14 protein-coding genes are annotated in these 19,936 nt (G+C 69.9%); 3 read left to right on the forward strand and 11 right to left on the reverse strand.

Going from position 1 to position 19,936, the window contains the following annotated elements:
* Nucleotides 1–129: 129 nt before the first annotated feature.
* From AB0M87_RS12135 to AB0M87_RS12145, 3 genes are all read left to right on the forward strand, one after another.
* Nucleotides 130–2,142, forward strand: coding sequence for a CocE/NonD family hydrolase (locus AB0M87_RS12135; RefSeq protein ID WP_365851836.1), 2,013 nt, complete (start codon nucleotides 130–132; stop codon nucleotides 2,140–2,142).
* 189 nt (nucleotides 2,143–2,331) lie between these two features.
* Nucleotides 2,332–3,558, forward strand: coding sequence for a fumarylacetoacetase (gene fahA, locus AB0M87_RS12140; protein WP_365851837.1), 1,227 nt, complete (start codon nucleotides 2,332–2,334; stop codon nucleotides 3,556–3,558).
* Entirely contained in the window at nucleotides 3,555–4,199 is a 645-nt protein-coding gene (locus AB0M87_RS12145) for a GPP34 family phosphoprotein (RefSeq protein WP_365851838.1), read from the forward strand. The genes fahA and AB0M87_RS12145 overlap by 4 nt, the downstream gene beginning before the upstream one ends.
* 150 nt (nucleotides 4,200–4,349) lie before the next feature.
* On the opposite strand, the gene recQ is transcribed toward AB0M87_RS12145, so the two are convergent.
* From recQ to nuoE, 11 genes are all read right to left on the reverse strand, one after another.
* The gene (recQ, locus tag AB0M87_RS12150; protein WP_365851839.1) at nucleotides 4,350–6,269 is read right to left on the reverse strand and encodes a DNA helicase RecQ; all 1,920 of its coding nucleotides are present in this window, start codon (nucleotides 6,267–6,269) and stop codon (nucleotides 4,350–4,352) included.
* A 464-nt stretch (nucleotides 6,270–6,733) separates the two neighbouring features.
* Nucleotides 6,734–8,386, reverse strand: a complete 1,653-nt coding sequence (gene nuoN / locus AB0M87_RS12155) for an NADH-quinone oxidoreductase subunit NuoN (protein ID WP_365851840.1) — start codon at nucleotides 8,384–8,386, stop codon at nucleotides 6,734–6,736.
* Entirely contained in the window at nucleotides 8,383–10,002 is a 1,620-nt protein-coding gene (locus tag AB0M87_RS12160) for an NADH-quinone oxidoreductase subunit M (protein WP_365851841.1), read from the reverse strand. Before AB0M87_RS12160 ends, nuoN begins: the two co-directional genes overlap by 4 nt.
* A 4-nt stretch (nucleotides 10,003–10,006) precedes the next feature.
* A complete protein-coding gene (gene nuoL, locus AB0M87_RS12165; protein WP_365851842.1) occupies nucleotides 10,007–11,953 on the reverse strand; it encodes an NADH-quinone oxidoreductase subunit L in 1,947 nt (648 codons plus the stop codon).
* 14 nt (nucleotides 11,954–11,967) lie between these two features.
* Nucleotides 11,968–12,267: an NADH-quinone oxidoreductase subunit NuoK gene (gene nuoK / locus AB0M87_RS12170; RefSeq protein ID WP_250299134.1), complete on the reverse strand. Its 300-nt coding sequence runs from the start codon at nucleotides 12,265–12,267 to the stop codon at nucleotides 11,968–11,970.
* Nucleotides 12,264–13,181: an NADH-quinone oxidoreductase subunit J gene (locus AB0M87_RS12175; RefSeq protein ID WP_365851843.1), complete on the reverse strand. Its 918-nt coding sequence runs from the start codon at nucleotides 13,179–13,181 to the stop codon at nucleotides 12,264–12,266. Before AB0M87_RS12175 ends, nuoK begins: the two co-directional genes overlap by 4 nt.
* The gene (nuoI, locus tag AB0M87_RS12180) at nucleotides 13,178–13,828 is read right to left on the reverse strand and encodes an NADH-quinone oxidoreductase subunit NuoI (RefSeq protein ID WP_365851844.1); all 651 of its coding nucleotides are present in this window, start codon (nucleotides 13,826–13,828) and stop codon (nucleotides 13,178–13,180) included. The genes AB0M87_RS12175 and nuoI overlap by 4 nt, the downstream gene beginning before the upstream one ends.
* The gene (nuoH, locus tag AB0M87_RS12185) at nucleotides 13,821–15,143 is read right to left on the reverse strand and encodes an NADH-quinone oxidoreductase subunit NuoH (protein WP_365851962.1); all 1,323 of its coding nucleotides are present in this window, start codon (nucleotides 15,141–15,143) and stop codon (nucleotides 13,821–13,823) included. Before nuoH ends, nuoI begins: the two co-directional genes overlap by 8 nt.
* A gap of 32 nt (nucleotides 15,144–15,175) precedes the next feature.
* The gene (locus AB0M87_RS12190) at nucleotides 15,176–17,719 is read right to left on the reverse strand and encodes an NADH-quinone oxidoreductase subunit G (protein WP_365851845.1); all 2,544 of its coding nucleotides are present in this window, start codon (nucleotides 17,717–17,719) and stop codon (nucleotides 15,176–15,178) included.
* Nucleotides 17,716–19,110 (reverse strand): NADH-quinone oxidoreductase subunit NuoF, encoded by a 1,395-nt coding sequence (gene nuoF / locus AB0M87_RS12195; protein ID WP_365851846.1) that lies wholly within the window; start codon nucleotides 19,108–19,110, stop codon nucleotides 17,716–17,718. The genes AB0M87_RS12190 and nuoF overlap by 4 nt, the downstream gene beginning before the upstream one ends.
* Entirely contained in the window at nucleotides 19,110–19,922 is an 813-nt protein-coding gene (gene nuoE, locus AB0M87_RS12200) for an NADH-quinone oxidoreductase subunit NuoE (RefSeq protein WP_365851963.1), read from the reverse strand. Before nuoE ends, nuoF begins: the two co-directional genes overlap by 1 nt.
* Nucleotides 19,923–19,936: the final 14 nt, after the last annotated feature.

The following is a 19,936-nucleotide window of genomic DNA, read 5'->3' on the forward strand; positions in this document are numbered from 1 at the left end:
CTGTCCGCACTCAAGTCAGCGTATCCGGTCGGCTTTCGATCACCATGAGCGCCTGCCCGCCCATCTCGAGCACAGACCGAGGGCGGCCGGTATGTTCGAAATGAGCAGATTTGAAGTGGAGTATTTCATTTGTCAGGAACCGAGCTCCGCCTCCGGACCGACTTCCCGTACGAGACGCGCCGCGAAGACGTGTGGATCCCCCTGACGGACGGCACCCAGCTGTACGCACGGATCTGGCGGCCGATCGCCGAGGAGCCGGTCCCCGCGCTGCTCGAATACCTCCCCTACCGGCTCAGCGACTGGACGGCGCCGCAGGACTGGCAGCGGCACCCCTGGTACGCGGGCCACGGCTACGCCTCCGTACGGGTGGATGTGCGCGGCCACGGGAACTCCACCGGCCTGGCGGGCGACGAGTACGACGCGCAGGAGCTGGCCGACGGGGTCGCCGTGGTCGAGTGGCTGGCCGAGCAGCCCTGGTGCACCGGCCGGGTCGGCATGTTCGGGATCTGCTGGGGCGGCTTCAACTCTCTGCAGATCGCGTCGCTGGCACCGGAACCGCTGAAGGCGGTCGTCGCGGTCTGCTGCTCCGACGACCGTTACGACAACGACGTGCACTACATGGGCGGGTCGGTGCTGGCCATCGACATGCACGCCTGGGCGGCGACGATGCTCGCCCACGTGTCGCGCCCGCCGGACCCCGCCCAGGTCGGCTCGGTGTGGCGGGACATGTGGCTCAACCGGCTGGAGTCCGTCGACCCCTTCCTGCACACCTGGCTCGCCCACCAGACCCGGGACGCCTACTGGAAGCACGGCAGCGTCTGCGAGGACTACTCGGCCGTTCGGGCGCCGGTCCTGGCGGTGGGCGGCTGGCACGACCCCTACCGGGACGCCGTGCTGCGCCTGGTGGAGCACCTGGCACCGTCCCGGGTCCGCGGCCTGATCGGGCCGTGGTCGCACCACTACCCGGACAAGGGCCGCCCGCCGGGCCCGGCGATCGGCTTTCTGCAGGAGACGCTGCGCTGGTGGGACCACCATCTGAAGGGCGAGGAGACCGGGGTGATGGCGGAGCCCCTGCTGCGCTGCTGGATCAGCGAATCGCACCCGCCGGCCACCACCTATCCGGAGCTGCCGGGCCGCTGGGTCGGCGAACCGGCCTGGCCGTCCCCGCACGTCACGCCGGTCTCGTACGCCCTGCAGGGCGAGCCTATGCCGGTCAACTCGCCGCAGCACACCGGCCTGGACGCCGGACGCTTCTATCCGTACGGCAACGAATCCGACCTGCCGCCCGACCAGCGGGACGAGGACGCGAAATCCGTCTGCTTCGAATTCCCGGTCCGGCAGGCGCCGATCGAGATCCTGGGCCGGCCCTCGGTTCATCTGACCTTGCGCTGCACCGTGCACACCGGGCAGGTCATCGCCCGCCTCTGCGACGTGGCGCCGGACGGCTCGTCCACGCTGGTCACCCGCGGCGCCCTCAACTTCTCCGCCCGGCACAGCCGCAGCCGCTCCGATGCCTGGGAGCCCGGCACCACCGAACCCGTCGCCTTCGAGCTGAACGCCATCGGCCACACCTTCCCGCCGGGCCACCGCATCCGGCTCGCGGTCTCCTCGGCGTACTGGCCCTGGATCTGGCCCCAGCCGGACTCGGCGAAGGGCTGGACCCTCGATCCCGCGGCTTCCACCCTCGAGCTGCCGATCCGCGCGCCCGTCACCGAGGACCGCATCACCTTCGACATCCCCGAGGAGTCCCCGCCGCTCCCGGTGATCCTCCCCGACCACACCCGCAAGGACCGGCCGCAGCGCCGGGTCGTCCGCGACGTGGCTGAGCGCACCTGGCGCCTGGAGGTGGACCCGCACTACGGAGGCACCCGGATCTATCCGGACGGCCTGGAGTACACCGAGGACGTGCTCGACACCTACACCATCCACGAGTCGGACCCGCTGTCCGCGCACACCCACTCCGACTGGTCCGTCAGACTGCACCGCCCCGAGACGGGCTGGGACGTGCGGATCGAGACGCACTCGGACATCACCTGCGACGCACAGGACTTCGTCACGTCGAACGAGGTGGTGTGCCGGGAAGGGGACGCCGTGGTGTTCCAACGGGCCTGGGCCAAGCGGATCCCGCGCACCGCGGGGTGACGGGGCACGGGCGACCGGGCGCGGGCAGTGGGGTGACGAAGCGCGGGGCGACCGGGCTCGGGCAGTGGGGTGACGGGGCACGGGCACTGGGCTGACGGAACGCGGGCGGCGGGGTGACGGGCCTCGCGCAACCGCCGCCGCCGCCGACGTAACGTGTCCTTACCCGGACCCGAAAGCGAGGCAGCACCCATGCCCGAGCAGAGCCCGCTCGACCTGCCCGAAGGCGATCCCTTCGGCCCGCACAATCTGCCCTACGGCGTCTTCTCCACCCCTGAAGAGCCCGACCGGCGCCGGGTGGGCGTGCGCATAGGCGGTCATGTACTGGACGCGGGCGCGGCGGCGCTCGCGCTGGGGTCTCCGTACAGCAGGCTGCTCGCCCACCCCACCCTCAACCCGCTGCTCGCCGCGGGCCGTACCGCCTGGCGTGACGTGCGGCGGGCGCTCACCGCCTGGGTCACCGTCCCGGCACACCGCGCGGACATCGAGCCGTTGCTGCATCCGCTGGCGTCCGTCACGCTGCACCTCCCCTACGAGGTCGGCGACTACGTCGACTTCTACGCGAGCGAGCACCACGCCACGAACGTGGGTAGGATCTTCCGGCCCGACTCGGCGCCGCTGACTCCCAACTGGAAACATCTGCCGATCGGTTACCACGGCCGCTCGGGCACGGTGGTCGTGTCGGGCACGGAGGTGGTCCGTCCCGCGGGCCAGCGCAAGGCACCGTCCGAGCCGGCTCCGGTCTTCGGCCCCTCGGTCAAGCTCGACATCGAGGCGGAGGTCGGCTTCGTCGTCGGCGTGCCCTCCGAGCGGGGCAGGCCGGTCGCGCTGGCCGACTTCCGCGAGCACGTCTTCGGCATCCAGCTCCTCAACGACTGGTCCGCGCGCGATATCCAGGCCTGGGAGTACGTCCCGCTCGGCCCCTTCCTCGGCAAGTCCTTCGCCACCTCGGTGTCGGCCTGGGTGACCCCGCTGGAAGCCCTGGACGCGGCCCGGATCGCCCCGCCGGCCCGCGAACTCCCGCTGCTGCCCTATCTCAACGACGCATCGGCCGACGAACCCGGTGGCCTGGATCTGCTCCTGTCGGTGACGGTGAACGGGCAGCAGGTGTCGCAGCCGCCATTCGCCGGCATGTACTGGACGGCCGCCCAGATGCTGGCCCACACGACGGTCAACGGGGCATCGCTGCGTACCGGCGACCTCTTCGGCTCCGGAACGGTCAGCGGCCCGGAACCGGACCAACGCGGCTCACTCCTCGAACTCACCTGGAACGGCACCGAACCGCTCGACCTGCCACAGGGCAAGCGGACGTTCCTGGAGGACGGCGACGAGGTCACTCTGGCGGCCTGGGCGCCCGGCCCGGACGGCACCAGGGTCGTTCTTGGCGAAGTGACGGGAAGGATCGTGCCGTCACCATGAGCCAGGCGGAACCGACCCTCCCCGAGGAGCTGCTGCTGCTCGCCCTGGACCCGCAGCGCGGCAAGCCGTACTGCCGCAACCGTTTCCTGCAGTACGGGATGGCGGGCGCGGCCCTGGCCGAACTCGAACTCCAGGGCCGGGTCGCCGCGTCGCGCGGCCGTGTGCAGGTGACCAAACCGCTCACGCCGCCCGACCCGCTCCTCGCTCAGGTGCTGGCGACCCTGCGGGCCCCGGACAAACGCCGGTTCGCCGGCGGCGTCGGCGCCCGGAGCTGGATCCGGCGCACCGGTCGGCAGGTGGAGGGCCTGTACCTGGACCATCTGGTCAAGTACGGCGTGCTGCGCCGCGAGACGCACCGCTTCATGGGTCTGTTCCCTTACCACCGCTACCCGGCGGGCCCGGACAGCTGGGCTCCGCACGCCCGGTCCCGGTTCGCCGCTGCGGAGGCAGCCGGCTTCCCGGACCGCCGGAGCCGACTGCTGGCCGGCTTCGCGGCGGCGACCGGGCTGGCCCGGACGATCGCCCACGGGGGCAGGCCCTCACGGGCGGCGATGCGGGTGTTCGTACGGGAGGAGTGGGCGCCGCAAGCCGTGCACCGCAATGTCGTGCAGGACAAGTCGAACCAGGCGGGCGGGGGCTGAAGCGGGCCCCGGGCCGGGCGCATCCCCTGGACCGGGCCGGTTCAGGGGCCGGGGCCCGGCTCGAGCCGGCCGGTTCAGGGGCTCCCGGGGGTCCGGGACGCCGCCGCTCAGGCTGGTTCAGGGGCTCCCGGGGGTCCGGGACTCCCCCACTCAGGCCGGTTCGGCGGCGCCAGGGTCCGCCAGCACTTCCAGCACGCCCTCCCCGTACGTCGCCAGCTTCTTCTCGCCCAGACCCGCGATCCCGCCGAGCTCGGAGAGCGACGCGGGCCGGAGGGTGGCGATCTCCCGCAGCGTCGCGTCGTGAAAGATCACATACGCCGGCACGCCCTGCTCCTTGGCCTGCCTGCCGCGCCAGGCGCGCAGCGCCTCGAAGACCGGGACCGCCTCCTGCGGCAGGTCCACGGCGGCGGCCTTAGCCTTCCGCTCGCCCTTGGCGGCCCTCGCCGCCACCGGCTTGTCGGGATCCTTGCGCAGCCGGACCTCCCGCTCCCTGGCCAGCACCGAGCCGCTGGCCGGCGTCAGCACCAGCGTGCCGTACTCACCCTCGACGGCCAGCAGGCTCTGGGCCAGCAACTGCCTGACCACGCCCCGCCACTGACCCTCGGACAGGTCGTCGCCGATGCCGAAGACCGAGAGCTGGTCGTGGTCGAACTGGATGACCTTGGCGGTCTTGCGGCCGAGCAGGATGTCGATGATCTGACCCGTCCCGAACTTCTGCCGGCGCTCGCGCTCCAGCCGGACCACCGTGGAGAGCACCTTCTGCGCGGCCACCGTCCCGTCCCAGGTCTCCGGCGGGCTGATGCAGGTGTCGCAGTTCCCGCAGGCGGGCGTGACCGCCTCCTGGCCGAAGTACTGGAGGAGCTGGGTCCGTCGGCAGCCGGCCGTCTCGCACAGCGCCAGCATCGAGTCGAGATGGGCGGCTGCCCGGCGGCGGAAGGTGTCGTCACCCTCCGAGCCCTGGATCATCTTCCGCTGCTGGACGACGTCCTGCAGCCCGTAGGTCATCCAGGCGGTCGACGGCAGTCCGTCGCGCCCGGCGCGACCGGTCTCCTGGTAATAGCCCTCGACCGACTTGGGCAGGTCGAGGTGGGCCACGAACCGCACGTCCGGCTTGTCGATACCCATCCCGAAGGCGATGGTCGCCACCACCACCAGGCCCTCCTCGCGCAGGAAGCGCGACTGGTGCACGGCGCGGGTGCCGGCGTCCAGGCCCGCGTGGTAGGGCACCGCCTCGATGCCGTGGTCGCAGAGGAATGCGGCGGTGCGGTCGACGGACGCGCGCGAGAGGCAGTAGACGATGCCCGAGTCCCCGGTGTGCTCCTCCTTCAGGAAGGCGAGCAGCTGCTTCTTCGGGTCGTTCTTCGGCACGATCCGGTACTGGATGTTGGGCCGGTCGAAGCCCGCCACGAAGTGCCGGGCGTGCGGCATGCCGAGCCGCTGGGTGATCTCCTGGTGGGTGGCCCGGGTGGCGGTGGCCGTCAGGGCGATCCTCGGTACGTCGGGCCAGCGCTCGCCGAGCATCGACAGAGCCAGGTAGTCGGGCCGGAAGTCGTGTCCCCACTGGGCCACGCAGTGCGCCTCGTCGACCGCGAAGAGCGAGATTTTGGCCCGCCCCAGCAGGGCGACGGTGGCCTCGACCCGCAGCCGCTCCGGCGCCAGGTAGAGCAGGTCAAGCTCCCCGGCGAGCAGCTCGGCCTCCACCGTGCGCCGCTGGTCGAGGTCCTGGGTGGAATTGATGAAACCGGCCCGGACCCCGAGCGCGCGCAGCGCGTCCACCTGGTCCTGCATCAGCGCGATCAGCGGCGAGATGACCACGCCCGTGCCGGGCCTGACCAAGGCGGGGATCTGATAGCAGAGCGACTTGCCGCCACCGGTCGGCATCAGTACCACGGCGTCCCCGCCGTCCAGCACCTGCTGGATGACCGCTTCCTGCTCGCCGCGGAAGGCGTCATACCCGAAGACCCGGTGCAGAGTCTCCAGCGCTTCGCTGTGCGCGACCGTCGCTTCGCCCTGTGCACCCGCTGCTCCGCTGTGCGTGCGCTCCGCCACCGCCTCGCCGCTCCCGCTCATCGTGTCGTCCCCCGTCGTACTCGTCCCTTGCCCGTCCTGCCGGTCACTCCTGCCACGATAGGGTCCCGCACCGACATCACCCGACGCCCCGGCCACCGCCCGGCTCACGGAGTGAGACGGAAGAGGAGACCCGTAGTGGCAGAGCTGCCACAGCGGGCCGCTAAAGACCAGGTCAGGCCGTTGTCCGGCGCGCAACCGGTGGCGCAACACTGATGCAACACCAGGGGTGACCCAGCGTCGGTATGGTCCACCGGCTGCCGGCCGAACGCACCCGTGAGCACGCCGCGCCGGTCTCCGCCGCGCGTCGGCGGCGGCTGCGCGCGGACCAGGTACGACCGCCGTCCACGACCCGGACGCCGACGTCCGCGCCTACGCGGGCCGGGTGTCCGCGGCTTGGTCCCACCCGCAAAAACGCCGGGCGGCCTGGTCTCCCAGGCCGCCCGGCGGTGCGCTCCGTGCCGCCCCTACCGGACGAACACGCTCGCCTGACCTGCCAGATCCAGGAAGTACTGCGGGGCGACCCCGAGCACCACCGTGACCGCGGCACCGACCGCGATCGTGGCCATGGTCAGCGGCGAAGGAACCGCCACCGTGGGCCCTTCCACCTTCGGTTCGCTGAAGAACATCAGCACGATGACCCGGATGTAGAAGAACGCGGCGATCGCGGACGAGATCACACCGACCACGACGAGCCCGCTCGCCCCGCCATCGGCTGCCGCCTTGAAGACCGCGAACTTCCCGGAGAACCCGCTGGTCAGCGGGATACCGGCGAAGGCGAGCAGGAAGACCGCGAAGACCGCGGCCACCAGGGGTGAACGACGCCCGAGCCCGGCCCACTTGGAGAGGTGGGTCGCCTCGCCGCCCGCGTCCCGTACCAGCGTGACCACGGCGAACGCGCCGATCGTCGTGAAGGAGTAGGCGACCAGATAGAAGAGCACCGAACTGACGCCGTCCGGAGTGGTCGCGATGACACCGGCCAGGATGAACCCCGCGTGTGCGATCGAGGAGTAGGCGAGCAGCCGCTTGATGTCGGTCTGGGTGATCGCGACGACCGCTCCGCCCAGCATGGTGATGATCGCGACGCCCCACATGACGGGGCGCCAGTCCCACCGCATCCCCGGCAGCACCACGTAGAGCAGCCGCAGCAGCGCTCCGAACGCGGCGATCTTGGTGGCCGTCGCCATGAAACCGGTGACCGGGGTCGGGGCGCCCTCGTAGACGTCCGGGGTCCACATGTGGAACGGCACCGCGCCGACCTTGAAGAGCAGCCCCATCAGGACCATCGCGCCGCCGATGAGCAGCAGGGCGTCGTTGCCCATGGTGTCGGCGAGTGCCGGGTCGACGTTCTGCACGGTGCCGTTGACGACGTCCGCGATCCGGGCGTAGGAGACGGAGCCCGAGTAGCCGTAGAGCAGCGCGATCCCGAAGAGCAGGAAGGCCGACGAGAACGCACCGAGCAGGAAGTACTTCACCGCCGCTTCCTGCGACATCAGCCGCTTGCGGCGGGCGACGGCGCAGAGCAGGTAGAGCGGCAGCGAGAAGACTTCCAGCGCCACGAAGAGCGTCAGCAGGTCGTTGGCAGCCGGGAAGATCAGCATGCCGCCGACCGCGAAGAGCACCAGCGGGAACACCTCGGTGGTGGTGAACCCGGCCTTGACCGCTGCCTGTTCGCTTTCACTGCCCGGTACGGACGCGGCTTGCGCGGCGAAGGAGTCGACCCGGTTGCCGTGCGCCGCGGGGTCGAGCCTGCGCTCGGCGAAGGTGAAGACCGCGAAGATCGCGACCAGCAGGATGGTGCCCTCCAGGAACAGGGCGGGCCCGTCGACCGCGACCGCACCCATCGCCGCGATGTGCGCCTTGGACGAGCCGTATCCGCCGGCCGCCAGTGCGACGACCGCGGCGAAGGACGCGGCGAGCGCGACCACCGTCAGGAACACCTGGGCGTAGTAGCGGTTCCGGCGCGGCACGAATGCCTCGACCAGGACACCCAGCAGTGCGGCCCCGAGGACGATCAGCGTGGGTGAGAGCTGCGCGTACTCGATGTGCGGGGTCGGGATCTTGGATGCGGGGTCGACCGCCCCCATCGTCCACAGGCTGTGGACAGCTGATGCGCTCACTTCGCGGCCTCCACTGCGGGCACGGAAGGACGGGGGTCCTTCTTCTGGACATCGGACATCGTGTGTTTCACGGCCGGGTTGACGATCTCCGTCACCGGCTTGGGGTAGACGCCGAGGAAGACCAGCAGCGCGATCAGCGGCAGCACCACGACCAGCTCACGGACCTTGAGGTCCGCCATGCCCTGCACCGTGGCCTTGACCGGGCCCGTCATCGTCCGCTGGTAGAGCACCAGCACGTAGATCGCGGCCAGCACGATGCCGATGGTCGCGATGATGCCGGCGGCCGGATAGGCGCTGAACGTACCGACCAGGACCAGGAACTCACTGACGAAGGGGGCCAGTCCGGGGAGCGACAGGGTGGCGAGGCCACCGATCAGGAAGGCGCCGGCGAGCACCGGGGCCACCTTCTGCACCCCACCGAAGTCGCTGATGAGCCGCGAGCCCCGGCGCGAGATCAGGAAGCCGGCCACCAGCATCAGGACGGCGGTGGAGATCCCGTGGTTGACCATGTAGAGCGTCGCACCCGACTGGCCCTGCGTGGTGAGGGCGAAGATGCCCAGCACGATGAAGCCGAAGTGCGAGATCGACGCGTAGGCGATCAGCCGCTTGATGTCCCGCTGGCCGACCGCGAGCAGCGCGCCGTAGATGATGCTGATCAGTGCCAGGACCAGGATCACCGGGGTCGCCCACTTGCTGGCGTCCGGGAAGAGCTGGAGGCAGAAGCGCAGCATCGCGAAGGTGCCGACCTTGTCGACCACCGCGGTGATCAGCACCGCGACCGGCGCCGTCGACTCCCCCATGGCGTTGGGCAGCCAGGTGTGCAGCGGCCAGAGCGGCGCCTTCACCGCGAAAGCGAAGAAGAAGCCGAGGAACAGCCAGCGCTCGGTGCCGGTCGCCATGTGCAGCGAGCCGCCGGCCCGTGCGGCGACGATGTCCTGGAGCGAGAAGCTCCCCGCCACCACGTAGAGGCCGATGACCGCGGCCAGCATCAGCAGGCCGCCGACCAGGTTGTAGAGCAGGAACTTGACGGCCGCGTACGAGCGTTGGGCGGCCGCCGCCTCGTCCCCGCCCGCGTAGGCCCGGTCCCCGAAGCCTCCGATGAGGAAGTACAGCGGGATGAGCATCGCTTCGAAGAGGATGTAGAAGAGGAAGACGTCGGTGGCCTCGAAGGAGAGGATCACCATCGCCTCGACGGCCAGGATCAGGGCGAAGAATCCCTGGGTCGGCCGCCAGCGATATGGCCGCGTCTCGTTGGGGTCTCCCCTGCTCGAACGCAGCTGAGAGCTTGGGGAAGGGTCGGCGTCGTGCCACCCGGCCAGGATGACGAACGGGATGAGCAGGGCGGTCAGGGCGAGCATCACCACGCCGATGCCGTCCACACCCAGGTCGTAGCGCACGCCGAAGTCGCTGATCCAGGCGTGTGATTCGGTGAGCTGGTAGCGGGCCCCGCCGGGCTCGAACCGGACGAGCTGGACGGCGGCCAGCGCCAGCGTGCCGAGCGAGACCAGCAGCGCCAGCCACTTCGCGGCGGTGCGCCGGGTGGCCGGAACCGCGGCGGTGGCGATCGCACCGACCGCCGGGAGCGCGGCCGTTGCCGTAAGCAGTGGAAAGGACATCAGTTCAGACCGCCCTCATCAGCAGGGTCGCGGCGACGAGAATCACTGCGCCGCCGAACATCGAGACCGCGTAACTGCGGGCGTAGCCGTTCTGCAGTTTGCGCAGCCGGCCGGAGAGCCCGCCGAACGAGGCGGCCGTGCCGTTGACGACTCCGTCGACCAGCGAGTGGTCGAGGTAGACCAGCGACCGCGTGAGGTGCTCACCGCCGCGGACCAGCACCACGTGGTTGAAGTCGTCCTGGAGGAGATCGCGCCGGGCCGCCCGGGTGAGCAGCGAGCCGCGCGGGGCGGTCGCCGGGACCGGCTTGCGGCCGTAGACCAGCCAGGCGATCGCGACGCCGATCACCAGAACCACCATGGTGGTGGCGGTGACCGCGCTCGCACTGACCGGTGAATCGCCCTCCGTGTGGCCGGTGACGGGCTCCAGCCAGTGCAGGAAGCGGTTCCCGATGCCGAAGAACCCGCCGGCGAAGACCGAACCGAAGGCCAGGATGATCATCGGGATGGTCATCGAGTTGGGCGCCTCGTGCGGGTGCGGCTCGCTGTGCTCGCCGCGTTCCTCGGCAGCGGGCTCGACGCTCGGCTCGGCGGGCGATGCGGTGGCCCGGTGGCGCCAGCGCTCCTCGCCGAAGAAGGTCATCAGCATGACCCGGGTCATGTAGAACGCGGTGATCCCGGCGCCCAGCAGCGCCGCGCCGCCGAGGATCCAGCCCTCGGCGCCACCCTTGGCGAAGGCCGCCTCGATGATCTTGTCCTTGGAGAAGAAGCCGGAGAGCCCGGGGAAGCCGATGATCGCGAGATAGCCGAGCCCGAAGGTCACGAAGGTCACCGGCATGTACTTCCGCAGGCCGCCGTACTTCCGCATGTCCACCTCGTCGTTCATGCCGTGCATGACCGATCCGGCGCCGAGGAAGAGACCCGCCTTGAAGAAGCCGTGGGTGACCAGGTGCATGATCGCGAAGACGTAGCCGATCGGGCCGAGGCCCGCGGCCAGGATCATGTAGCCGATCTGCGACATGGTCGAGCCCGCCAGGGCCTTCTTGATGTCGTCCTTCGCACAACCGACGATCGCACCGAAGAGGAGCGTCACCGTACCCACCACGACGACCGCCAACTGCGCGTCGGGCGCGGCGTTGAAGATCACGCCGGAGCGGGTGATGAGATACACGCCCGCGGTCACCATGGTCGCCGCGTGGATCAGGGCCGAGACCGGGGTCGGGCCCTCCATCGCGTCACCGAGCCAGGACTGCAGCGGCACCTGCGCGGACTTTCCGCAGGCGGCCAGCAGCAGCATCAGCCCGATGGCGGTGAGCTTGCCCTGTGAGGCGTTCCCCGCCGAGTGCAGCACCGGCCCGAAGGCGAAGGTCCCGAAGGTGGTGAACATCAGCATGATCGCGATCGACAGACCCATGTCGCCGACCCGGTTGACGATGAACGCCTTCTTGGCGGCGGTGGCTGCGCTCGGCTTGTGCTGCCAGAAACCGATCAGCAGGTAGGACGCCAGGCCGACGCCCTCCCAGCCGACGTAGAGCAGCAGGTAGTTGTCGGCGAGGACCAGCAGCAGCATGGCCGCCACGAAGAGGTTCAGGTAGCCGAAGAAGCGGCGGCGCCGCTCGTCGTGCTCCATGTAACCGATCGAGTAGATGTGGATCAGGGTGCCCACACCGGAGATCAGCAGCACGAAGGTCATCGACAACTGGTCGAGCTGGAAGGCGGCATCGGCCTTGAAGCCGGCCACCGGAACCCAGCTGAACAGATGCTGGTGCAGGGTCCGGTCGTCGGCGCCCTTGCCCAGCATGTCCGCGAAGAGGATCGCGGCGATCACGAACGACACGCCGGCGAACAGCGTGCCGAGCCAGTGGCCCACGCCGTCCAGCCGCCGCCCACCGCAGAGCAGCACCGCCGCTCCGAGCAAAGGCGCTGCAATCAGCAGCGCAATCAGGTTCTCCACTGTTCAGCGACCCCTTACAGCTTCATCAGGCTGGCGTCGTCGACCGAGGCCGAGTGGCGGGAACGGAAGAGCGACACGATGATCGCGAGCCCGACCACGACCTCGGCGGCGGCAACGACCATCGTGAAGAAGGCGATGACCTGGCCGTCGAGATTGCCGTGCATACGGGAGAAGGCTACGAACGCGAGGTTGCAGGCGTTGAGCATCAGCTCCACGCACATGAAGACCACGATCGCGTTCCGCCTGATCAGCACTCCGGCCGCGCCGATGGTGAACAACAGCGAGGCGAGATACAGGTAGTTGACCGGATTCACTTCGTCGCCTCCTCGTCCTCGCGGTCCCGGCCGTCATTCCGGCCGCCGTTCCGGTCCTGGCCGTGGTCGCGGTCGTATGCGGCGTCACGGTCGTCGGCGAGTCCCACATCGTGGCCGTGTCCGGAGTTCCGGCCGAGCCGCTCCTCGGAGCTGCGCTCCAGGGCCTTGAGGTCGGCCAGGGCTTCCTGGGACACATCGCGGATCTGACCGCGCTGACGCAGCGTCCGCATGACGGTGAGCTCGGCCGGTGTGCCGTCCGGCAGCAGTCCCGCGACGTCCACCGCGTTATGCCGGGCGTAGACACCGGGGGCGGGCAGCGGCGGCAGCTGCTTGCTGCGTACCCGCTCCTCGGACATCTCCCGCTGGGTCTTCGCCCGCTCGGTGCGCTCCCGGTGGGTGAGCACCATCGCACCGACCGCCGAGGTGATCAGCAGCGCGCCGGTGATCTCGAAGGCGAACACGTACTTGGTGAAGATGAGGGCCGCGAGGCCCTCGACGTTGCCGCCGGCGTTCGCCTGTCCCAGTCCGTCGAACTGGGAGAGCGAGGCGTTGGCGATGCCCGCGATCAGCAGGATCCCGAAGCCGAGTCCGCAGGCCGCGGCCAGCCAGCGCTGGCCCCTGATGGTCTCGGTCAGCGAGTCGGCAGCGGTGACGCCGACCAGCATGACGACGAAGAGGAACAACATCATGATCGCGCCGGTGTAGACGACGATCTGGACGATGCCCAGGAAGTACGCACCGTTGGCGAGGTAGAAGACCGCCAGCACGATCATGGTTCCGGCGAGGCTGAGCGCGCTGTGCACGGCCCTGCGCATCAGGACCGTGGAGAGCGCCCCGATCACGGCGATCGTGCCGAGCACCCAGAACTGGAAGGCCTCGCCGGTGGAGGTGGCGTAGGCGGCGAGGGACATCATCCTCCGATCACCTTCTTCGACGCCGGTTCACCGGGACCGAAGTCCGCGGCGGCCTCCTGCGGAGCTTCGCCCTTGGAGAGCGCGACCTGACGGACCGTGCCCGGCGCCGCCTCGGTCACCAGGCCCCGGTAGTAGTCCTGTTCGTCGGTGCCGGGGAAGATCGAGTGCGGCGAGTCGACCATGCCTTCCTCGAGACCGGCGAGCAGCTGCTCCTTGGTGTAGATCAGATTGGCGCGGCTGCTGTCGGCGAGCTCGAACTCGTTGGTCATGGTCAGCGCCCGGGTCGGGCAGGCCTCGATGCAGAGTCCGCACAGAATGCAGCGGGCGTAGTTGATCTGGTACACGCGGCCGTATCGCTCGCCCGGGGAGTAACGCTCCTCCTCGGTGTTGTCCGCGCCCTCCACATAGATCGCGTCGGCCGGACAGGCCCAGGCGCAGAGCTCGCACCCGATGCACTTCTCCAGTCCGTCCGGATGCCGGTTGAGCTGGTGCCGCCCGTGGAAGCGCGGCGCCGTGGTCTTCTCCTGCTCCGGGTACTGCTCGGTCAGCCGCTTCTTGAACATGGCCTTGAAGGTCACGCCGAAGCCGGCCGCCGGATTCAGCCACGGAGATTTGGGGGTGTCCCCCTCGGAAGAGCGGTCAGGCATCGTCAGCCTCCTTTCCGTCACTCACAGTGTCCACGCCACCACTGACAATCAGCTCCCGCCCCGTGCGCGAGCGCCGCCGGGGAACCGGCGGAAGGGTCTGTCCGGGCAGTGGTGGCACCGGGAAACCACCCGCCATCGGGTCGAACTCGGCCTCCGGCGCGGCTGCTTCGGCCTCCGCCTTCTCCCGCTTGTCGCGGAAGATGTCATAGACGAAGGAGAGCAGCAGGATCGCGATGACGGCCCCGGCGACATACAGCACGATCGAGGTGAAGTCGTAGTTCTCGTTCCGCAGCGCCCGTACGGTCGCGACCAGCATCAGCCAGACCACCGAGACCGGGATGAGGACCTTCCAGCCCAGCTTCATCAGCTGGTCGTAGCGCACCCGGGGCAGCGTGCCGCGCAGCCAGATGAAGAAGAACAGCAGCAGCTGGACCTTGATGACGAACCAGAGCATCGGCCACCAGCCGTGGTTCGCGCCCTCCCAGAACGTCGAGATCGGCGCCGGGGCCCGCCAGCCGCCCAGGAACAGCGTCGCGGAGACCGCCGAGACGGTGACCATGTTGACGTACTCCGCCAGCATGAACATCGCGAACTTGATCGACGAGTACTCGGTGTTGAAGCCACCGACGAGGTCACCCTCGGATTCCGGCATGTCGAACGGCGCGCGGTTGGTCTCACCGATCATCGTGACGATGTAGATGATGAAGGAGACCGGCAGCAGCACGATGAACCAGCGGTCCTTCTGTGCGTCCACGATCGCCGACGTCGACATCGAGCCCGAGTAGAGGAAGACCGAGGCGAAGGCCGCGCCCATCGCGATCTCGTAGCTGATCATCTGTGCGCAGGAGCGCAACCCGCCGAGCAGCGGATAGGTCGAGCCGGACGACCAGCCGGCCAGCACGATGCCGTAGATACCGACCGAGGCGACCGCGAGGATGTAGAGCATCGCGATCGGCAGGTCGGTGAGCTGCATCGTCGTGCGATGGCCGAGGATCGATACCTCGTTGCCGGCCGGGCCGAAGGGGATCACCGCGATCGCCATGAAGGCGGGGATCGCGGCGACGACCGGGGCGAGGACATAGACGAACTTGTCCGCCCGCTTGACGATCACGTCTTCCTTGAGCATCAGCTTCATGCCGTCGGCCAGCGACTGGAGCATGCCCCAGGGGCCGTGCCGGTTGGGCCCGATGCGCAGCTGCATCCAGGCGACCACCTTGCGCTCCCACACGATGGAGAAGAGCACGGTGATCATCAGGAAGGCGAAGCAGAAGACGGCCTTGATGACGACGAGCCACCAGGGGTCCCGTCCGAACATGGACAGGTCCTCGGCCGCGAGGTAGTAGTTCGTCACGCCTCCACCTCCGTCGTGGCCGCGGCTGCGGCAGGTGCGGCGGAGATCCGCACCGGTTCGCCCGGGTGGGCGCCGGTGTCGGCGAGGACACCGCCGCCCGTCGAGTTCAGCGGAAGCCAGACCACCCGGTCCGGCATCTCGGTGACCTGCAGCGGGAGTTCGACCGCACCGGCGGACCCGGTCACGGCGAGGACGTCGCCGTCCTTGACGCCCGTCTCGGCCGCGGTGGCCGCCGAGAGCCTGGCGACCGCGGCGTGCCGGGTGCCGGCCAGGGCTTCGTCGCCCTGCTGGAGCAGCCCCTGGTCGAGCAGCAGCCGGTGCCCGGCGAGCACCGCCTCGCCCGCATCGGGGCGGGGCAGCGGGAGCGAGGACTCGGCCGGAGCGTCCGCGTACGGTCCGGTCCACGCGCCGAGCCGGCCCATCTCCCTGCGTACGGCGTGCACGTCCGGCAGTCCGAACCGACCGGCGCGGTCGGCGCCTCCGGTGCCGGACCGCGCTTCGGCCAGGGCGTCGGCCAGCATGTGCAGCACCCGCGCGTCGGCCGGGGCGAGGCGGCTGGTCATCTGCTCCGGCTTGAGCGCGGCCTCGAACGGCCGGGCCCTGCCCTCCCAGTTGAGGAAGGTTCCGGGCTTCTCGGCGACCGCGGCCACCGGGAACACCACATCGGCGCGCTCGGTGACCTCGCTGGGCCGCAGCTCCAGCGAGACCAGGAAGCCGACCTTGTCGAGCGCCTCGCGCGCCCGCGCCGGATCGGGCAGGTCCGCGATTTCGACACCCGCGACGAGCAGCGCACCCAGTTCGCCGGTGGCGGCCGCCTCGACGATCTGGCCGGTGTCCCGTCCGAAACGGTGCGGGAGTTCCGGTACGCCCCAGGCGGCGGCCACTTCTTCGCGGGCCCGCGGGTCGGTGGCGGGGCGGCCGCCGGGCAGCAGCGCGGGAATCGCGCCCGCCTCGATGGCGCCGCGCTCGCCGGCCCTGCGCGGAATCCAGACCAGCTCGGCGCCGGTGGCCGCCGCCGCCCGCACGGCCGCGGTCAGCGCGCCGGGTACGGCCGCCAGCCGTTCACCGACGATGATCACCGCGCCGGCGCCGCGCAGCGCCTCGGCTGCCTGCTGCCCCGCGGCGTTCAGGCCGACCCCGCCCGCGATGGCGTCCAGCCACTCGGTCTCGGTGCCCGGTGCGGCGGCGAGCAGCACACCGCCCGTCTTCTCGAGTCCGCGGGTCGCGTACGAGGCGAGGGAGAAGGTGCGCAGACCGTGTTTGCGGTGGCCCTTGCGCAGCCGCAGGAAGACACCGGGGGCCTCTTCCTCGGATTCGAATCCGACCAGGAGTACGGCCGGGGCCTGCTCCAACGAGGTGTTGGTGACGCCACGGCGGTCGAGATCCTTGCCGCGTCCCGCCACCCGGGCGGCCAGGAAATCGGCCTCCTCGGCGGAGTGCACCCGGGCGCGGAAGTCGACGTCGTTGGTGTCGAGGGCGACCCGGGCGAACTTGGCGTAGGCGTAGGCGTCCTCGACGGTGAGACGACCGCCGGTGAGCACTCCGGCGCGGCCCCGGGCGGCGGCCAGTCCTGCGGCCGCCCGGCCCAGCGCTTCCGGCCAGCTCGCCGGTTCCAGGACGCCGTCCTCGCCGCGCACCAGCGGGGTGGTCAGCCGGTCGTGGCGCTGTGCGTAACGGAAGCCGAAGCGTCCCTTGTCGCACATCCACTCCTCGTTGACCTCCGGGTCCAGGGCGGCGAGCCGCCGCATGACCTTGCCGCGCCGGTGGTCGGTGCGGGTCGCGCAGCCACCGGCGCAGTGCTCGCAGACGGACGGTGACGAGACCAGGTCGAAGGGGCGGGACCGGAAGCGGTAGGCGGCCGAGGTCAGCGCGCCGACCGGGCAGATCTGGATGGTGTTGCCGGAGAAGTACGACTCGAAGGGGTCGCCCTCCCCGGTACCCACCTGCTGGAGCGCGCCCCGCTCGATCAGCTCGATCATCGGGTCGCCGGCGATCTGGTTGGAGAAGCGGGTGCACCGGGCGCAGAGCACGCACCGCTCCCGGTCGAGCAGCACCTGGGTGGAGATCGGTACCGGCTTCTCGAAGGTCCGCTTCTTGCCGTCGAAGCGGGACTCCGCCGCGCCGTGCGACATCGCCTGGTTCTGCAGCGGGCACTCGCCGCCCTTGTCGCAGACCGGGCAGTCCAGCGGGTGGTTGATGAGCAGCAGCTCCATCACCCCCACCTGGGCCTTGGTGGCGACGGCCGAGGTGAGCTGTGATTTGACGACCATGCCGTCGGTGCAGGTGATGGTGCAGGAGGCCATCGGTTTGCGCTGGCCCTCGACCTCCACGATGCACTGGCGGCAGGCGCCCGCCGGGTCGAGCAGCGGGTGGTCGCAGAAGCGCGGGATCTCGATGCCGAGCATCTCGGCGGCACGGATGACCAGGGTTCCCTTGGGGACCGAGATCGCAATGCCGTCGATGGTCAGCGACACCAGGTCCTCGGGCGGCACGGCCGCCTCGCCGCCCCCGGAGGGAGCGCTGTTGGTGGTCACTGTCATGCGTTCACCTCCGCGTTACGGGTGGGGCCGTCGGCCCATACGGTCGACTTCGCGGGGTCGAAGGGGCAGCCCCGCCCGGTGATGTGCTGCTCGTACTCCGCACGGAAGTACTTGAGCGAGGAGAAGATCGGCGAGGCGGCGCCGTCGCCGAGTGCGCAGAAGGACTTGCCGTTCACGTTGTCGGCAATGTCGTTGATCTTGTCGAGGTCGGCCATCTCCCCCTTGCCTGCTTCGATGTCGCGGAGCAACTGGACGAGCCAGTAGGTGCCTTCGCGGCAGGGTGTGCACTTGCCGCAGGACTCATGGGCGTAGAACTCGGTCCAGCGGGTGACCGCCCGCACCACGCAGGTCGTCTCGTCGAAGCACTGGAGCGCCTTGGTGCCGAGCATCGACCCGGCGGCGCCCACCCCCTCGTAGTCCAGCGGGACGTCGAGGTGCTCGTCGGTGAACATCGGGGTGGAGGAGCCGCCCGGCGTCCAGAACTTGAGCCGGTGGCCCGGTCGGATGCCGCCGCTCATGTCGAGCAGCTGGCGCAGTGTGATGCCCAGCGGCGCCTCGTACTGCCCGGGGCTCGCGACGTGGCCGCTCAGCGAATAGAGCGTGAAGCCTGGGGACTTCTCGCTTCCCATCGACTTGAACCAGTCCTTGCCCCGGTTCAGGATCGCCGGAACCGATGCGATGGATTCCACGTTGTTGACGACAGTGGGACAGGCGTAGAGCCCCGCGACAGCCGGGAAGGGAGGACGGAGCCTGGGCTGCCCGCGCCGGCCTTCCAGCGAGTCCAGCAGCGCGGTTTCCTCGCCGCAGATGTAGGCGCCCGCCCCGGCATGCACCGTGACGTCGAGGTCGAGCCCGCTGCCCAGGATGTCCTTGCCGAGGAAGCCCGCTTCGTACGCCTCACGCACGGCCTCGTGCAACCGCCGGAGCACGGGGACGACCTCGCCCCGCAGGTAGATGAAGGCGTGCGAGGACCTGATCGCGTAGCAGGCGATCACGATGCCCTCGATGAGGGAGTGCGGATTGGCGAAGAGGAGCGGGATGTCCTTGCAGGTCCCCGGCTCGGATTCGTCGGCGTTGACCACCAGGTAGTGCGGCTTTCCGTCGCCCTGCGGAATGAACTGCCATTTCATTCCGGTGGGGAATCCCGCGCCGCCCCGGCCACGCAGCCCGGAGTCCTTCACGTAGGCGATGAGGTCGTCGGGCGCCATGGCGAGCGCCTTCTTCAGGCCCTCGTAGCCGTCGTGCCGTTTGTAGGTCTCCAGGGTCCAGGACTCCGGCTGGTCCCAGAAGGCGGAGAGGACCGGTGTGAGCAGCTTCTCAGCGCTGCTTCCGTTGCTCCCGCCGCCCCCCTCGCCGTTGCCGCTTCCGCTGAACTCGGTTGCCAAGGTCATCACTCCCCCTCCTCAGCCACGGGTCCGGCCGGGTGCTCCGGGTCGGACGCGGAGGTCTTCTGTGGTGCGTCGTGCGAGCTCAGGTGCTCGGACCCCGGCTGGGGCGCGTCCTGCGGGGCCTCACCGCGCGGGGACACGACCCGGGGCTGCGGTTTCTCGCCCTTGGCGAGCCGCAGCCCGACGAGCGAGGGAGCACCGGCACCGCCGGTGGCCGCCACGGCGCCGGGGCGCTGGTCGGGGAAGCCGGCCAGGACGCGGGCCGTCTCCTGGTAGGTGCAGAGCGGCGCCCCGCGGGTCGGCGAGACCTGCTCGCCCGCCCGCAGGTCGTCCACCAGCTGTTTGGCGGACTCGACGGTCTGGTTGTCGAAGAACTCCCAGTTGACCATCAGCACCGGTGCGAAGTCGCAGGCCGCGTTGCACTCGATGTGCTCGAGGGTGACCTTGCCGTCGGCGGTGGTCTCACCGTCGCCGACGTCGAGGTGCTCGCGCAGCGCGGCGTAGATCGCGTCGCCGCCCATCACGGCGCACAGCGTGTTGGTGCAGACCCCCACCTGGTAGTCACCGCTCGGCTTGCGCCGGTACATCGAGTAGAAGGTGGAGACCGCGGTGACCTCGGCGGTCGTCAGACCCAGCATCTCGGCGCAGAAACGGACGCCGGTACGGGTGACGTAGCCCTCCTCGGCCTGTGTCAGGTGCAGCAGCGGCAGCAGCGCCGACCTGCTGTCCGGGTAGCGGGCGATCACCTCCCTCGCATCCGCCTCCAGCCTGGCGCGTACGTCGGCCGGATAGTCGGGAGCGGGCAGTTGGGGCATGCCGAGGCTCGTCG

Origin of the sequence: Streptomyces sp. NPDC051320 (genome assembly GCF_040682175.1) — a bacterium.
In the GTDB taxonomy this organism is placed as follows: Bacteria; Actinomycetota; Actinomycetes; order Streptomycetales; family Streptomycetaceae; genus Streptomyces.

Bases quoted from the DNA above. Each gene is read 5' to 3' on its own strand.
- AB0M87_RS12160 (WP_365851841.1), bottom strand. From the start codon at position 10,002: ATGTCCTTTCCACTGCTTACGGCAACGGCCGCGCTCCCGGCGGTCGGT.
- nuoI (WP_365851844.1), bottom strand. From the start codon at position 13,828: ATGCCTGACCGCTCTTCCGAGGGGGACACCCCCAAATCTCCGTGGCTG.
- AB0M87_RS12190 (WP_365851845.1), bottom strand. From the start codon at position 17,719: ATGACAGTGACCACCAACAGCGCTCCCTCCGGGGGCGGCGAGGCGGCC.
- nuoE (WP_365851963.1), bottom strand. From the start codon at position 19,922: ATGCCCCAACTGCCCGCTCCCGACTATCCGGCCGACGTACGCGCCAGG.
- fahA (WP_365851837.1), top strand. From the start codon at position 2,332: ATGCCCGAGCAGAGCCCGCTCGACCTGCCCGAAGGCGATCCCTTCGGC.
- nuoH (WP_365851962.1), bottom strand. From the start codon at position 15,143: ATGTTCGGACGGGACCCCTGGTGGCTCGTCGTCATCAAGGCCGTCTTC.
- nuoF (WP_365851846.1), bottom strand. From the start codon at position 19,110: ATGACCTTGGCAACCGAGTTCAGCGGAAGCGGCAACGGCGAGGGGGGC.
- recQ (WP_365851839.1), bottom strand. From the start codon at position 6,269: ATGAGCGGGAGCGGCGAGGCGGTGGCGGAGCGCACGCACAGCGGAGCA.
- AB0M87_RS12145 (WP_365851838.1), top strand. From the start codon at position 3,555: ATGAGCCAGGCGGAACCGACCCTCCCCGAGGAGCTGCTGCTGCTCGCC.
- AB0M87_RS12175 (WP_365851843.1), bottom strand. From the start codon at position 13,181: ATGATGTCCCTCGCCGCCTACGCCACCTCCACCGGCGAGGCCTTCCAG.